Origin of the sequence: Streptomyces sp. NPDC096176 (assembly GCF_044763255.1) — a bacterium.
Taxonomy (GTDB): domain Bacteria; phylum Actinomycetota; class Actinomycetes; order Streptomycetales; family Streptomycetaceae; genus Streptomyces.
The window spans coordinates 1-14,954 of the sequence record NZ_JBIWFV010000025.1 but is presented as its reverse complement, the minus strand read 5'-3'; the positions used below and the strand labels follow the sequence as shown (position 1 = coordinate 14,954).

14 protein-coding genes and 2 pseudogenes are annotated in these 14,954 nt (G+C 69.7%); 6 read left to right on the top strand and 10 right to left on the bottom strand.

Going from position 1 to position 14,954, the window contains the following annotated elements:
- Window positions 1–8: 8 nt before the first annotated feature.
- The 3 genes and pseudogenes from ACIQ7Q_RS34455 to ACIQ7Q_RS34445 form a co-directional block, all read right to left on the bottom strand.
- Complete coding sequence (locus ACIQ7Q_RS34455; protein WP_403871270.1) at window positions 9–878, bottom strand: arpA protein; 870 nt, start codon at window positions 876–878, stop codon at window positions 9–11.
- A gap of 63 nt (window positions 879–941) precedes the next feature.
- On the bottom strand, window positions 942–1,241 hold the full coding sequence (locus tag ACIQ7Q_RS34450; protein ID WP_403871267.1) for a hypothetical protein: 300 nt from the start codon (window positions 1,239–1,241) through the stop codon (window positions 942–944).
- A 654-nt stretch (window positions 1,242–1,895) separates the two neighbouring features.
- A pseudogene (locus tag ACIQ7Q_RS34445) lies at window positions 1,896–2,593 on the bottom strand (S1 family peptidase).
- Window positions 2,594–3,807: 1,214 nt separating this feature from the next.
- On the opposite strand from ACIQ7Q_RS34445, the gene ACIQ7Q_RS34440 reads away from it, so the two are divergent.
- Window positions 3,808–4,464, top strand: a complete 657-nt coding sequence (locus ACIQ7Q_RS34440) for a hypothetical protein (RefSeq protein ID WP_403871264.1) — start codon at window positions 3,808–3,810, stop codon at window positions 4,462–4,464.
- A 19-nt stretch (window positions 4,465–4,483) separates the two neighbouring features.
- On the opposite strand, the gene ACIQ7Q_RS34435 is transcribed toward ACIQ7Q_RS34440, so the two are convergent.
- Window positions 4,484–4,621, bottom strand: coding sequence for a hypothetical protein (locus ACIQ7Q_RS34435; protein WP_403871261.1), 138 nt, complete (start codon window positions 4,619–4,621; stop codon window positions 4,484–4,486).
- A 1,020-nt stretch (window positions 4,622–5,641) separates the two neighbouring features.
- Here ACIQ7Q_RS34435 and ACIQ7Q_RS34430 point away from each other — a divergent pair.
- The 4 genes and pseudogenes from ACIQ7Q_RS34430 to ACIQ7Q_RS34415 all read left to right on the top strand — a co-directional run bounded on the left by ACIQ7Q_RS34430 (window position 5,642) and on the right by ACIQ7Q_RS34415 (window position 9,217).
- Entirely contained in the window at window positions 5,642–6,247 is a 606-nt protein-coding gene (locus ACIQ7Q_RS34430; protein WP_403871258.1) for a hypothetical protein, read from the top strand.
- 368 nt (window positions 6,248–6,615) lie between these two features.
- A pseudogene (locus ACIQ7Q_RS34425) lies at window positions 6,616–7,399 on the top strand (transposase family protein).
- Between the two features lie 98 nt (window positions 7,400–7,497).
- Complete coding sequence (locus ACIQ7Q_RS34420; protein ID WP_403871256.1) at window positions 7,498–8,739, top strand: IS701 family transposase; 1,242 nt, start codon at window positions 7,498–7,500, stop codon at window positions 8,737–8,739.
- A 148-nt stretch (window positions 8,740–8,887) separates the two neighbouring features.
- Window positions 8,888–9,217: a putative quinol monooxygenase gene (locus ACIQ7Q_RS34415; RefSeq protein ID WP_403871253.1), complete on the top strand. Its 330-nt coding sequence runs from the start codon at window positions 8,888–8,890 to the stop codon at window positions 9,215–9,217.
- A gap of 9 nt (window positions 9,218–9,226) precedes the next feature.
- Here the strand turns inward: ACIQ7Q_RS34415 and ACIQ7Q_RS34410 are convergent, their stop codons facing one another.
- The 6 genes from ACIQ7Q_RS34410 to ACIQ7Q_RS34385 form a co-directional block, all read right to left on the bottom strand.
- Window positions 9,227–9,571, bottom strand: a complete 345-nt coding sequence (locus ACIQ7Q_RS34410) for a hypothetical protein (protein WP_403871250.1) — start codon at window positions 9,569–9,571, stop codon at window positions 9,227–9,229.
- 425 nt (window positions 9,572–9,996) lie between these two features.
- A complete protein-coding gene (locus ACIQ7Q_RS34405; protein WP_403871247.1) occupies window positions 9,997–10,290 on the bottom strand; it encodes a hypothetical protein in 294 nt (97 codons plus the stop codon).
- A 54-nt stretch (window positions 10,291–10,344) separates the two neighbouring features.
- The gene (locus ACIQ7Q_RS34400; protein ID WP_403871244.1) at window positions 10,345–11,964 is read right to left on the bottom strand and encodes a cation acetate symporter; all 1,620 of its coding nucleotides are present in this window, start codon (window positions 11,962–11,964) and stop codon (window positions 10,345–10,347) included.
- Window positions 11,964–12,245 carry a hypothetical protein gene (locus tag ACIQ7Q_RS34395; protein ID WP_403871240.1) on the bottom strand — a complete coding sequence of 94 codons (282 nt, stop codon included), beginning with the start codon at window positions 12,243–12,245 and terminating at the stop codon, window positions 11,964–11,966. Before ACIQ7Q_RS34395 ends, ACIQ7Q_RS34400 begins: the two co-directional genes overlap by 1 nt.
- A 120-nt stretch (window positions 12,246–12,365) precedes the next feature.
- Window positions 12,366–12,803 carry a helix-turn-helix domain-containing protein gene (locus tag ACIQ7Q_RS34390; RefSeq protein WP_403871238.1) on the bottom strand — a complete coding sequence of 146 codons (438 nt, stop codon included), beginning with the start codon at window positions 12,801–12,803 and terminating at the stop codon, window positions 12,366–12,368.
- 89 nt (window positions 12,804–12,892) lie between these two features.
- On the bottom strand, window positions 12,893–13,735 hold the full coding sequence (locus ACIQ7Q_RS34385; protein ID WP_403871236.1) for a hypothetical protein: 843 nt from the start codon (window positions 13,733–13,735) through the stop codon (window positions 12,893–12,895).
- A 300-nt stretch (window positions 13,736–14,035) separates the two neighbouring features.
- On the opposite strand from ACIQ7Q_RS34385, the gene ACIQ7Q_RS34380 reads away from it, so the two are divergent.
- Window positions 14,036–14,665 carry a hypothetical protein gene (locus ACIQ7Q_RS34380; protein ID WP_403871233.1) on the top strand — a complete coding sequence of 210 codons (630 nt, stop codon included), beginning with the start codon at window positions 14,036–14,038 and terminating at the stop codon, window positions 14,663–14,665.
- Window positions 14,666–14,954: the final 289 nt, after the last annotated feature.

Here is a 14,954-nt window from a genome sequence, read left to right as displayed (position 1 = left end):
GGACACCGCTAGTCCAGCAGCAGGTCACCCCGCACGGCCCGGCCCTCGGCCGCCAGATGCTCGGGCAGGACGCGGCCGAAGAGCTGCCGGGTCCGTGCCACGCTCCCGATGACGCCGGGGCGCTCGCTGTAGGCGAATATCGCGGAGTGGCGGGCGATGCCGCCGCGCACGGGGCTCACCCGGTGCAGCGCGTAACGGCCCTTGAACAGCTGCAGGTCACCGGGTTGCAGGGGCAGGCTCCGGATCAGCCGCTCGCCACGGCCGTCCAGGACGTCCCGGACGTCGTCGAAGCGCTCGTCGTGCGCGGACCTGATGTTCGGGCAGTACTCGAAGACGCCGCCGGCCTGCGCCTGCTGAGTGAGCATGCTGACGGTGAACTCGTTGGTGTCGAAGTGCCAGGGGTGCTCCATGCCGGGCGCGACGACATTGAGAACCAGCCCGGCCAGCGGGTCTGCCAGCTCGTGGAGCTGCGGCAGCCCGAAACAGCGAGCGATGAAGTCCTGGAATACCTGGTGGGAGTAGAGCCTGCTGATGAGGGAGCTCCCAGGGACGCGGTCCCGCGCGACGAAGGCGTTGCCCCGCTGGAAGGTGCGCCGGCCGGGGTGGTCCTCGTGCAGCGCCGAGTCCACCGCGATGTTGTAGACGTTGACGGTTTCGACGTCGTAGTGGGCCCGGGGGGCGATGGCCGAGCACTCCTGGCGCAGGACTTCGCGGAGCGACGGGCGGACGAAGTCCGGCAGTACGGTGCAGCCGAGGGTCCCCAACTCGTGCCGGGCGCGACAGACCACGGCCTGTCCCTCGGCGCTCTCGGGGTCCGACAGGGGATAGCGAGCCGTGTCGACCACCTGGTCGAGCGTTGGGGCTTCCAAAGTGCTCATTCGATCCTCTCCACATGCGGGGCAGACCGTCCCGAGCGGGAATGCTCCCGGAGCGGATCTTCATCAACTCCGATGGGACATGGAGGCGTTGAAGATTGCGCTGAAGCTGCCACAGAGCCGCACCCGTTGTCTGTGACACGGCACACGGTGCCGGGCGGCATACTCGGGCCGCACCTGGTCGACCACCGGGATGGCGGTCGGTACGCGGGGCAGGTGGCTTCGGCCGTCCTCGGCAGCGGCCGGCGACTTCTTCCGGCACGGCACGGCACGGACGGCCTCGGTGACCAGCTCCGCCCGGGTCGGGTCGCGCACCGCGGCCAGGACCGGGGCGGAGCCGGTGCGCTGCGTGGTGCGCCTGCGCACGGGTGCCGTCTTCTTCGGGCGAGCGAGCGCGCCGGATCGAGGGGGACGGTCGGCGCGGTCGTCCCGGGCGCGCGTCCGCGGGGGAGCCGGCCGGCACGTTGTGGTGGAAGCCGGGACCGTCCAGCTCCCTGGCCAGGGCGTACGTGAAACCGATGCGGTCGGCAGCGGACCGCTTCCGCAGCCCCGGCGGCGCGACAGGCCGAGCAGGAACCGCGGCACCCCGGACGCCGGCCGGTGGAGCTGGTGCCGGTCGCGCGGGTGTCGGCTCGCGCGGTCCTCGTCGCGCCACAGCCCGCAGCCGGTCTGCCACCCACATCGCCGTCGTACCCCCGGGTCGCCCGCCCGCTCCAACTGCCCCGTCGGAGAGGGGACGTGCCCACCGGAACGGGGGGCGGAGCGCCGGCGGGCACCTCGGCAACGGCATCGGTCCCCGAACCGGACCCGGCGTGCCCGCCGATCACGCCGGGCCCACCGGGAACTCCGCGACCCCCGCCGGCGACAAGCCCAAGTGCTGGGGGCAATGACTCGCAGGGCCGACGACGCCGGCCACCCCGGGGGGCGGCCGGTCATGTGCGACGTGCGGCCGCCTTGGCGCTGCGCGTCCGATGCGGCCCGGCCGAGGCACCCCGGGGCGGCCCTGCCCGCCTCACTGCGTCAGCGGCGCAGCAACCGCTTCATCCGCTTGCCCTCGCGGGATTCGGCGAGGGTGTCCCACAGCTTCTTCGAGCTGGTGGAGGTGTAGACGCCGGGCGCACCCTGCTCACCGCAGCCCTCGCCGTACGACACGATGCCGATCTGGTACATACGGCCCGCGACCTTGCGGAACAGCGGTCCGCCGCTGTCGCCCTGGCAGGAGTCCTTGCCCTCGACGCCCGCACAGACGTTGGCGGCCTTGTTGTAGCCCGGGTACGTCGCCGTGCACTCGGCGTGCGAGAGCAGAGGCACCTTCACGCCGCGCAGCCGTCGGGGAAGCTGGGCACCTCGGTGTCGGTGTTGCCCCAGCCGATCACCGTCGCCTGCGCGCCGGGGCGGAGCAGGGCGTCGGTGCCGGCGGTCGGCATCTTCACGGCGGCGGTGCCGGTGACCGGCCTGGCCAGCTCCAGCAGTGCCAGGTCGTACGCCTCGTTCCCCCTGACGTAGCGGGGGTGCGAGACGATGCTCCGCACGTTGCGCAGCTGCCCCTGGCGCTTGTCGGACAGCACGGTCCGGCCGACCGTGACTTCCAGCTGCTTCGGCCTGGTGTCCGTCACACAGTGCGCGGCGGTCGGCACCACGGTGCTGCTGACCAGGCTGCCGCCGCAGAACTGGCGATCGGCCGGGCTCGCGGAGCCCTTGCTCAGCAGGGCCGCCATCCACGGGTGGGCACCGTTGGACTGCTTCACCCCGCCGATGATCCTGGCGCCGGGCTTCGCCCTCGCCTCGTCGGGTGCGGTCTGCGCCGCGGCCGCGGTGGCGCCCGAAGCGACGAGGGCCAGCGCCGCGCTCGCCACCAGCCCCGCGGAGGCTATCCGGCGAAGACGGTGGCGGGTCGGGGAAACACTCATGGGGGTCGGTCTCCATCGGATTGCGGACGCCGAGGGACCGGACCTCGCAAGAGGATCGGCCCCTTCGGCACTGTCGATTCATCAGAGCGGCGAAACACCCGGGAGGTTCACTCGAATCCGGACGTTCTCCGGTGCCGCGCGCTCACCTCAGCGGCTGATGGCGCCGGCGGACCCCCGCCGGCTACGGGTCATCGCCCCTTCGGCCACCGCGCACTGGTCGCGGGAGCCTGATACCCGCATGCAGACGGACGCCTGGCTCAATGCCGCCGGCCGCTGGACACGAGCATTACCCCGGACAACCCGGCCGGTTGACCGGGCACGAAGCCGGTCGGCAGACACCGCACGACCAGTGTCTCGGCCTCGGGCCGTGTCGAACACGCCCAGGTCCGGGGTGATGAAGCCGTTTCCCACCCCGTACGTGCCGTTGCCACCTGCGGTCAGGAAGGGGCTGCCCACGGGTCAGGCTCGGGGTGGGTGGTGCTCGGCAAGTGCAGCGCCCAGCGGCTGGTGGAACGGGTAGTGGGTGCGTAGTGCCGGCTCGGCGTAACGCTGCCTCCATCAGGGCCTGTCGTGCTCCTGCCAGGAGCGCTCCGGTCCACGCGCCTCACGCAGCATGCTCTGCCACTCGGATTCCGCGAGAAGCAGGGGATCGGTCGGGCACCTCGAAGTGGCCGGTCAGGTGCACGAACGGGCCGCCCGGCGGAGTCGGCGAGGGAACCCGGTCCGCTGACCGTACTCACCGCCGCGGCCGCCGTGACGTGTCGCCCGGTTGTGCGTAGATCTGCCTGCTCGGGCGTGATGAGTAAAACCGTCCCGAGGCGCTGCGTCGGCAGGAGCACCGGCCCCGATGGGAGGTGAGGATCTGGAGTGCGGTGATCGAAGCACGGACCTCCGCGCTGGACGGGGACGATGCAGATGAACGGGGTGCGTCGGCAGGTGACGGGCGAAACGCATTTGGTGTGCTGAGCCGTCATACGCTTGAGTGTCTACGTCAAATGGATGATGAATGCCGGGGGTTGACGTTGAGTAAGGCAGCTCGGGGGATCACGGCCGGAGTGGTGCTGATGGCCGTACTGACGGCGTGCGGTGGTTCGGACGACGGTCTGGATGCCTTCCGCGGGGACGGCGACAAGCCCCCGGTCACGCTGACGCCGGACATGGTCCGCACCGCCCTCCCCAGCAAGGCGAGCGCCCCCAAGGGCTTCGAGGGCGACAACATCAAGGTCGAGGCCGGCGACGAGGCCGTCGAGGAGTGCGCCGCCTGGACCGAGTCCAACTGCGGCGGGCTGCTCAGCATAGGCGCCACCGACTTCGACACGGATGACAGCGGCCGGAGCGACAGCTCCGACTACGACGGTGAGGTCGGCTTCGGCCTCCTGGCCTTCCAGAGCCCGGGCGACGCCAGTGCCACCTACAAGGCCCTGGTCACCAAGGAGCGCAGCAAGGCCGAGAAGGACGGGAAGAAGGCGAAGCCGCTGGAGATCGACGCGGGCGCCGAGGAGACCGAAGCCTTCGAGGACGCCGACGGCGAGACCATGGTCATGATGCGGATCGGCAGCGTCGTCGCCGTGGTGAACGGCGACGGCACCTTCGTGGAGAAGCCGAACTACAACGACTTCGCGAAGCTCCAGATCGACCGGCTGAAGAAGACCGCCCAGGGCATGAACCCCGACGCATGATCCGCTGAGACTCTGCTGCTCAACTCCGTGCGAGGGTGACGGTGGGTGCGAAATGATCGTCCTTGCGCTCGCTGCGGGACTGCGCCCGCTGCTCACCCTCGACGGTGGCCCCGTACGTGTGGGTGGTGATCCGGACGGACAGGTCGGTGCACTCCATCCGCGGCGGCAGGCGACCTCACCGGTGTGCGGGGGGTTCGGCGCCCGGCAGCCGGGTATCGGCTCCGCGCTCCACGGCAGAGTGCGGCACAGTGCGGCCGGCTCAGCCGTCGCCTGATGCGGCCGGACCTGCGCCCCACCGCAGCCCCTCCGGGGACCGTCCTCCAGCCATCGCGTCCTTCTCCTTGCTCGAACCCCACGATCAGCACGCCGGCCAGCCGAGCCGCGCCTGGTGGCGCAGCTCCGCCCATCCGGTGCCGGGCCGGGCCGTGCCCCAGGCCGGGTCGGTGAAGATCCGCGCCGACAGCTCCAGCAGGCGTCGGCTCAGCCCTGTCGTGCCGTACGGGCGCGGGACGGCGAGCGCCCGATAGACGCGGTCCCACCCACGCTGGCCTGCCCCAAGTCATCGGGCAACGCCGATGGCGCCATACCCGAAATAGAAACGCGAGTTCGCCCTGGGCATGTCTGACCGTCGGACCTGACGAGCACTGCCCCGTCTCGTCGGAGTCCCGACCGGCCCCATCGAACCCTGACGACATGGGGATCGCTCAACGAACTTTGACCTCGTTCAGGGGCCGGCGCCGCGAACAGCCCTGACACTCTGCCCCCCGACCGCTGTCCGCAGCAGGAATACGGTGGCCGGGTGGCGGGGTGAACGGATCGAACGCGCCGGCCGCCTCCGAGCACCCCTCGCGGCGGGCGGCTCGCCCCTCCGCTCGCCGGCGAGGGGCCTCCGGGGCGGCGCGTACGGAGCGGTGCCGGACGTGTGCCCGGGCAGGGCGCTGGTCGGTGGGGGAGAAGGGCAGAAACTGCTCCAAGAGGCGCTGAAGGATCTCCACTCCCAGCGAACCGGGACGTCCCCCCGGGGGCCGGCACCCGCCCCCGGAGCACGGTCCGCCGCGGCGTCTTGCATGTTTGCCCGGGGAGCGCGGTGGAATGGTCGACCCCGAGACCGGCCGGCCGAGTCGCTGGCGGGACGGCCGATTCTCCTCGACGTCCTGACCAGAACAGGAGCCCGCCGTTGCGCATCTACGCCCAGACTCCCGCACGCCGGAACCGCCAGGTGCTCGTGGACCTTATCGCCGTGGCCCTGATCGCCCTCGCGGTGTGGGCGGCATTCTTCGTCCGCGACGCGATCATGCTGCTGGCCGAGCCGGGGCGGAAGGTCGAGAACTCCGGAGACGGCCTCGCCGAGCAACTCGGCAACGCCGGGGACGCGGCGTCGGACGTACCGTTCATCGGCGACGTCCTGAAGAAGCCGCTCCAGTCCGCAGCCGACGCCAGTACCGGCTTCGCGGACGCCGGCGCATCGCTCCAGGAGGCCGTCACCCAGGTCGCCGACGTGACGACCACAGCCCTCATCGTCGTCCCCGTGCTCCTCATCCTGGTGCTGTGGCTTCCTCCGCGCCTGCTCTGGATTCGCCGCAGCATGATCGTCCGCCGTCTCGCCGACACGCCGGGCGGTGCCGACCTGCTCGCCCTGCGTGCCCTCACCGGCCCGCCGGCCGCCCTCGCCAAGCTGCCTGCCCCGCCCGGCGGATTCGCCGACGCCTGGCGCCGGGGCGACCAGGAGGTCATCGCCACCCTCAGCGCGGTCGCCCTCGCACACACTGGCCTGCGCCCCTGACGCACGCCTCCCACGGCGAGGAACTGCCGACGGACGGACACGGCCGGAGGACCGGGCGTGCGCACGGGCCGCCGGCTTCCCGACCGTCAGGCCGCCACAGACTCCTCGGCGACGAAGCTTTCCGACGAACCCCATGCACGACGGTCGAGACCGGCGTACTGCGCCTCTCGCACAGGCAGTCCTGGTCTCCTGCTCTCGGCTGCGACACAAGACATGAGTCCGGCCCCCGAGAAGGAGCCGGACTCACACCTGTGCTTACGCCGTTCCGAGATTCACCACCGTCCCTGAACCGTTTTCATCCTGTCCTGCAGGGGTGATGGTGCAGGTCGGCAGGGTGGTGTGACGAGGCGAGGCTCCTGGTCGTTGCGGTGGTGTTCTCTACGCACCACGCTTCGTCCGAGGAGCCTCGCTCGGTCCCGTATCGTGCCACGCTCGACGTCCCGCATGAGTTGGTCGAGCACGTCTCATGGCTGATCTATGCCCGAAGGTGTGAATGCGGCACGAGGTGGCGCAAGCTGGGCTGCTTCCACCGGGCCCTGCTGGCGCTGGTGCACCTGCGCAAGAATGAGACGCTGCCCCAGCTCGCGGCGGGATTCGGGATCTCCACCGCAACCGCCTGACGGTATGTCGACGAGACCCTCGAGGTCCTGGCCTCCTGGGCGCCTGGCCTGCAGGAGGCCCTGGTCGGCCTGGGCGAAGGAGACTTCGTCATCGTCGACGGCACACTCATCCCCATCGACCGCATCGCCGCGGACCAGCCGTACTACTCCCAGAAACACCGGAAACACGGCATGAATGTCCAGGTCATCGCGCGACCGGACGGCACACCGCTGTGGTTCTCCCGCGCGACCCCGGGCCGCACCCACGGCATCGTCCAAGCCTGCCTCACCCGGCAGATCCTCGTGCTGGCGGACCGCGCCTACCAGGGCGCCGGCGCCACCTTCCGGCACCCCGTACTACCACCACAGCGAACAACCCGAGCACTACCAGCAGTTCAACCGCGACCACGCACGACACCGCGCCCCAGGCGAACGTGCCATCGCCCAGCTCAAGTCCTGGCATATCACGCGCAGAGCTCGGTGTTCCACCCGCCGGATCGGCACCATCGTCCAGGCCTTCCACACCCTGATAACTTGCAACTATTCAGGATGAAAACGGTTCACTGACGAGCCGTCACGAAAGATCGAGGCTAAGTACTCCAGTCAGATTTCGTGTCTTGAGCTGCTGATTGTCGTTGTCCGGGTGTGGACGTGATACCTGAAGTCGATTGCTGGAAGGCCGAGTTGGAGTCGGTTTTCGCTCGGGTGGCGGGCCGGTTCGGGCGAGCGGATCTGCGGTGGAGGATGCGTGATTACGTGCGGGGACTGCTGGCGCCGGTCGGGCGGAAGAACGGCTGGCAGTTGGCCGAGTGGGCCGGCCACCGTGATCCGGCGGGCCTGCAGCACCTGCTGAACGGTGCCCGCTGGGACGCCGATGCCGTTCGCGACGACGTGCGGGACTACGTCGCCGAGCGGCTCGGCCCGGGCGGGGTACTGATCATCGATGACACCGGGTTCGTCAAGAAGGGCACCACCTCGGCCGGGGTAGGCCGGCAGTACACCGGCACCTCGGGGAAGATCGACAACTGTCAGATCGGCGTGTTTGCCGCCTACGCCACCAGCTCGGGCCGGGCCCTGGTGGACCGGGAGCTCTACCTGCCGAAAGCCTGGACCTCCGACCGTGAGCGGTGCCGGGCAGCGAAAATCCCTGATGAACGCGGCTTTGCCACAAAGGGCGAGCTGGCCCGGGAGATCGTGCGCCGCTGCCTGGCCGCGGACCTGCCGGCCGCCTGGGTGACCGCGGACGAGGCTTATGGGCAGGACTGGAACTTCCGCCGCCTGCTCGAGCAGCTCGGCCTCGGTTACGTGGTTGCGGTGCCCAAGTCCCAGCAGATCAAATCCCTGGCGGGGATCTGGCGCATCGACCAGCTCATTGACGAAGCCCCCGCCGATGCCTGGCAGCGGCTGTCCTGCGGTGACGGGGCGAAGGGCCCGCGCGTCTATGACTGGGCCGCGGCACAACTACCCGACAACATCATTTTCGACCCGGATCCGCCGACCCGTCATCGCTGGGTGCTGGCCCGCCGCAGCCTGTCCGACCCCACCGAGATCGCCTACTACCTCGCCCACGCACCCGTCGGCATCGAAATCGACGAACTCACCCGGATCGCCGGCAGTCGGTGGGCGGTCGAGGAATGCTTCCAGGCCGCGAAGAACGAGTGCGGCCTGGACGAGTACGAGGTCCGCCGCTATCCGGGCTGGTACCGGCACATCACCCTGGCCATGCTCGCCCATGCCTTCCTCACCACCCTGGCCGCCCAAGCCGCCCACCGGGAAACCGCAGAAACGAACCGACCAGCCTCGTCTGCCTCACCGTGGCGGAAATCCGGCGGCTCCTGGACACTCTCCTGCCCCACCCCAGCCCCGAACTCAACCAGCGTCAGCATGCCCTGAGATGGTCCCACTGGCGCAGACACCACCAAGCCATCGCCCAACGAAGCCACTACCGGAAAAGAGCCAGCTCACGACACCAAATCTGACTGGAGTACTAAAGCTGCCGTCAGGAGCGGCGCAGACCGTGAGACCGATACGAGGGAGTGCGATGATCTTCATCACCGCCAAGTTCAAAGTCCTTACCGAGCACGCCGACCGGTGGCCCGAGATCGCTGCCGACTTCACCGCGGCCACCCGCAACGAACCCGGCTGCCTCTGGTTCGCCTGGTCCAGGAGCATCGAGGACCCGGCGGAGTACATCCTGGTGGAGGCCTTCCGCGACGACGCGGCAGGAGTCGCCCACGTCCAGTCCGAGCACTTCAGGGCCGCACAGCGGACGCTGCCGCCCCACCTGGCCGAGACGCCCCGGATCGTGAACGCAAACCTCGCGCAGGACGACTGGTCCCTACTGGGCGAGATGACCGTGCCGCAGCAGTAGGGCAGCAAGTCAGCCCGCCGGTCTACTGCGAGGGTCAGTCCTGGACGAGTCGCAGGGCGCGGGCCTGGGCGGCCACATTGAGGGCCGGGGAGCACCACTGGACGCTGTCGAGGACGAGTCGGTCGGTGACGTCGTCGAAGCCCTTGGGGCGCTGGCGAGCATGCGGAGGTAGTAGGAGAACGCGAGCGCGTCGAGCTCCTTGGCCGGGCCGGCCTTGGGGAGCGGCGGGTGGGTGCGCAGGGCCGCGACGTACGCGAGGGCGAGCAGGCCGAAGATGTCGGATTCGATGATCTCTTCGATCTTCCAGCCGGTGCGCTGCGTCAGCGGCACCATGCGGGCCAGGAGGTAGCCCATGGCGTCCTCCATCTCAGCCTCGGTGTAAGGCAATTCCGGCTCGGGGGCAGGGGCCGGGACGGGGACGGCGGAGAAGCGACGGCGGTGGAGCACGGTTGGCGGCGCCCTGTGGCGCGCAGCGCCCGCGGGCAGAGGCGGGCAGCAAAGAGGAAGGGGGCGGGTGCGTAGCGCCCTCAGCGGCCGGCTGACGGCCTCCGCGGTGCGTTGAGACCAGCGTTCGGTCCGGGCCGCAGACAGCGGAGCGTCCGATCAGCGGCAAGGGGTGCAGTCACGAAGCGCGCGCCCCACCGCGGCCGCAGCCGGCTGGCGCGCCGCCGCTCTGCTGCCCCGCGAGGGTGGTGCCATCGGGTGACCGGGGCGTGATGCGCCACCTGGACCTGCGGCGACTATAGAAATTCGACCGCGAGTGAGGTGGCGCAGCAGGTCTATGGTTGGGGCTCGGCCGCTTCCTTGTACGAGACGTGGCCGATTGCGCGGTATGCCTTGTCCAGGCCTCGCTCGAAGGTCTGGGCTGCCTCGCTGGCCATGGCGAGGCCTGCCCGGAAGTCCTGCAGCTTCTCCTCGAGGGATGCACCCCTGAAGTCTGTATCCAGGCAGTCGCCGGCGCGCAGCCGCTCGATGCCACCCTCCAGGAGCTCGAGCAATTGGGGCAGTTCGTGCGCGCTGCGTGTCAGGCCGCTGAGGATCCGGTACGCCTCCAGCGGGTACTCCAGCGGCACGGGGGCGGCGGCCGGTGGAGCGTGTGAGGGCGCTCCGCCGGCCGCATTCGTGCGTCAGGCCCTGACGGGCTGCTCCGGCAACGCGGCCGGACGCCGCTCTCCCGTGACGCTTCCCAGCCAGCCGAGCAGGAAGGCGACGGGCAGCGACACCAGGGCGACCGTCTGCAGCGGGAACCAGGTGATGTCCCACTCCGGGAACAGTGCCATCGGGCTGCCGGAGAAGACGGGGCTCACGACCTGGAGTCCGATCGCGCAGCCGAGACCTCCGTACAGCGTCCACAGCAGCCCCCTGCGCGTGAATCCGCGCCAGAACAGCGAGTACACCAGCGCCGGAAGCAGACAGGAGCTCGCCACCGCCAGGGAGACTGTGGACAGGAAGCCCATGTTCCAGCCCTGCACCCACACCGCGAGGCAGATGCTCAGCACCCCGACCAAGGCGGACGCGACACGGGCGGCAGCCACCTCCCGGCCCTCGGTCGTGCGCCCGCGGCGGACGACGTTGGTGACGAGATCGTGGGCGACCGAGCCTGCGGCCGCCAGCGTCACGCTCGCCACGACTGCCAGCGTGGTGAGGAACACCGCGCAGGAGACCAGCACGACGAGCCATGCCTCGCCCGTCTGCGCCGACGAGCCGCCCGCCAGATCGCCGGTGAGCATCAGCAGGCTGCTGGTGGCCCCGGGGTCGGCGGCGAGGATCTCCGGGGCGCCGATCAGCGCCGCGGCCCCGAATCCCAGCACGGTGGTGAGCAGGCAGATGGCACCGACGATGGCGATGGTGTGGCGGACCGTACGGCGTGCCGCGGCGGCGTCGGGAGCGGTGTTGAGCTGGGTGGCGACATGGGGCAGGCATGCGACGCCCAGCACCACGGTGATCATCAGACCGATGAAGTCGAGCGTCCCCTCGACCGGGCTGCTGGCGGCGAACCGCAGGCCCGGACGCATATAGCCCTCGGGACGGCCGCTGCCCCGCCCGGCGGCCTCGATGAGGGAGTCGGGGCTCCAGTGGAAGCGGTGAAGCAGCACCGCCGCCACGGCCACGGCCATGGCGAGCAGGAGCACCGTCTTGAGCACCTGGATCGCGATCATGCCGCGCATCCCGCCGAAGGCCGTGGCGCAGACGACGAGGGTGCCGATCATGACGATGGCGGTCTGCTCGGCGCCGGGACCGGACAGGCCGAGCAGCATGGCGGTGGTCCTGCCCGCGCCGGAGAGCTGGACGATCAGATACGGGACGCACGCGCTCAGCGTGACGACGGCGACCGCGATCCTGACCGCGGGCCCCGGAGCCCGCAGGGCGAACGTGTCGCCGAGGGTGTAGGTGCCGCGTTCCCGCAGCGGGCCGGACAGCAGGAGCAGGACGCCGAGCGACAGCACGGTGCACAGGGCGATGAACAGGCCGTCGAAGCCGAAGACCGCGACGGTTCCCGTCGTGCCGAGCACGGTCGCGGCGGAGAGGTAGACGCCGGTGAGGACGAGGGCGCCCTGGACGGGCCTCATCCTGCGGCCCGCCGTGTAGAAGTCGTTGACCCGGTCCCGCTCGGGGCCGTTGAGCACGCAGATGAGCAAGATCGGGACGATGAAGGCGAAGAAGCCGACGAGCACCCAGGAGCGGGTGTCCGTGTCCAGGTCGAGGGTGTCGGAATACCCTGCGGCGAGCAGGATCTGACGAAGCATCAGTGCTCCTCCTCCGGCTCGTACGCGGCCTCCTCGTGGCCGGCGCGGTCGTAACGCGCCGCCGTCCACAACAGGAGCGAGCCCTGCGCGAGAATGGCGACGACGCCGAGGTTGATCTGTCCGGCGACCCGGGTGGCCAGCAGGTCCTCTGCGGCGCAGGCAAGCAGGAGATGGACCGCGAAGGTCAGTCCGTTGACGAGCGCGAAGGATCTGCCCGGCCGGTGGGGCCGGGGTCTTTCATAGAACGGGGGGGTGTGCGGATGGGCGTGCTGATGGGCCATGGAGCTCTCCGGGCAGGCAGGGATGCGCACGCATCGCCTCGCTCGGGCGATGCCTGGCGGAGGCATTGCCCTGACGGCGTTGCCCCCTGATGAGGGCCCACCAGAACACGTACCGACCAGTCAGTCCATGCGGTTCGGGCACCCCGCTGTCCGCTCCCAACACCGCAGGGGCGCGATTGTGCGGATGCCCATTCGGCCATCCGCGGCAAGGAATCCGGCCATGGTGATACGCGTGCCGGGAGCTGTCCGCCGCCGTGAAGCCGTACGCGTGCCGGGTGGCCGTACTCCCGTGCGGGCTACGCGTTCCAGACGGGCGTACCGCCGTGGGGCTTCAGCTTTCCGGGTCGGCGTCCCAGGCTTCCCCGCAGCCGAGGACGGCCGCCAGCCCGAGCAGTTGGAGCGTGTCGAGGCGAGCGTGAGCCGTACAAGATCGCGGGGGCGGGACAGTTCGAGACCCTTAATCTGCTCGAAGCGACGCAGCCGGTTCAGCACCGTGTTGCGGTGGCACAGCATGTGCCGGGCCGCCCGGACCGCGGAGCCGTCCTTCTCGATCCACACTCCGAGCGTGTCGATCAGCGTCTCGCGGTCGGCGGGCTCCAGGTCGTACAGCGGCCGGAGCAGCCTTCGGGCTGCTCCGGCGGTGGGGCTTAGAGCTCTTCTTCGAGGCTGGTCAGCACCGCCAGGAGCTTGTCCTTGGAGAGCGGCACCGTGTCACCCTCGGCGTCCGCGCCGCCGGTCAGCAGGACGGGACCGTGGTAGTCCTGATAGGTGAAGCCGAAGCTGACGGGCGTGCTGTTCTCTCCCTTGGCCTTGATGAGGGCCTGGCACTTCTTCGCGGCCCGTACGACCGTGGCGCGGTCGACGCTGACGGACGTGTCGCACTCGGTCGGGAACAAGCTGCCGTGCTTGGGTAGGCTGCCCTCCAGCGGGCGCATCGTGATGGTGGTGTCGCCCATCGACAGGTTGGCCCGGGCGATGACGCCCTCGCCGTTCTCGCTGATGCCGATGCCCACGGGCCCTTCGTACGACTTCAGGCGCTTGGCCAGAGGGGCGAGGATGCCACCGGGGATGAGGGTGGTCAGCGGCTTCTCCAGCGGCTGCACCGTGGCGGTGGCGGGGACTTCTGCGACCGCGAAGCGGTAGCGGTCGGTGGCCGCCATGGCGAGCGTCTCGCCCTCCAGGGCCATCTGGACACCGGTGAGGGTCGGCAGGGTCTCGTCGCGGCCCGCGGTGGGCAGCACGCGGTTCAGCTGGGCGAGGAACGTCTGCGCATCCATGGCGGGCACGGCCTCCGGCGGGTGCGTGAACTCGTGGATGTCGAGCGCGGTGATCGGCACGGTGATGTGCTCGGTGGCCAGCAGGTCCCCCGCGAGCGAGACCGGCGTGCGGGCAGCAACCGCCTTGGTCTCGCCCACCACCATCGCGGCGAGCGCCTTCTTCAGCTCCACGAAATCGAGCAGCGAATACCCCTGCGCGACGGGAGTGCCCACGGGCACCGTGACCGGGCTTGGGACTGGTAAGCCCGCATGTTGAGGTGTCGCGTATTCAGCGGCTGGGGCCGATCTTTGATTACTGACTGTCGACGGTGACGGTGGTCCAGCGCGGGTCAATGTGACCCAGCCATGCGTCTTGGTCCCGTCGGTGGTGAAGCGGTACACCGAGCGGCCGAAGACGGCGTATGAGCACACGTGGGAGATCCGGGACGCCTACGAGTACCACTCCGGGTCCCTCCCTGCTCTCGATAGGCTCGGATGACGATCGGTAGTGCGGGCCCACGGGGGGGGAGCAAGGTGGACGGCGAACTGATCACCGCGATCGCGGCCACTGCGGTGAGCGCCGGGGCGGCTGGGGTCGCGTTCTGGCAGGCTCACATCGCCAAAGGCGCGGCCCGGTCGGCCGAAGCACAAGTCCGAGCCGCTGAAGCGCAAGTCCAGTCTGCTGAAGCGCAAGTGCGGTCTGCCGAAACGCAGGTGGCCCTGATGCTGCGTCAGGTCCAGGGTGAGGAAGCGGACCGAGCGGAGGCCCGCGGTCCGCAGTTCACCATCGAAAAGGGGTACACCGACGCTTCCGACGCGAACGTGCCGCGCGGGGTGCTGGCGCTGCGGCAGACCTCCGGCCCGGCGCTCCGCTCGGTCATCGTCAGCGCAACAGGCGAGGGCGTCGAGGGCATGCGTGGTGCCCGCAACGCCTCAAGCCCCTGGGGCTACGACCGAATGGCGAGCCTCGACATCGGACCGATGGCCGCCGGCGGCACCGTAACCGTCTATGTGGACCTCAACTTCGACACGCACGAAACGAGGGTTCTATTCCACTTGGAGTGCCAGGCCCAGACAGGGTCGGATGTCTGGCAGCGGGCCGTCGCACAGTGGATCGAGCCCCCGCCAACGACAACGAGAATTGGATACTCATTCCGCCGATGACCGGACGTCGACCAGCTCGCGAAGGGGAAGTAGCCATGGCGGAGCACGACGGAGCTGCCTCCGAACGCGCCCCCGGGCACGGTGCGGTGGCCACCGGCACCATGGCCCGGCACAGCGCGAGTACGGGTGGACTGGTAGGGCAGCATGTTCAGGCGTCGTGTATTCGCAAGCCGTCCGACATGTTGGTCACGATAAGTGAGCCTTTTCCAACCTCAGGCTGCCGCGTGATGTAGGACGAGGACGGCTTGGACGATCGCGGTGATGCGGTTGGTGCTGCAGCGGAGCTTCC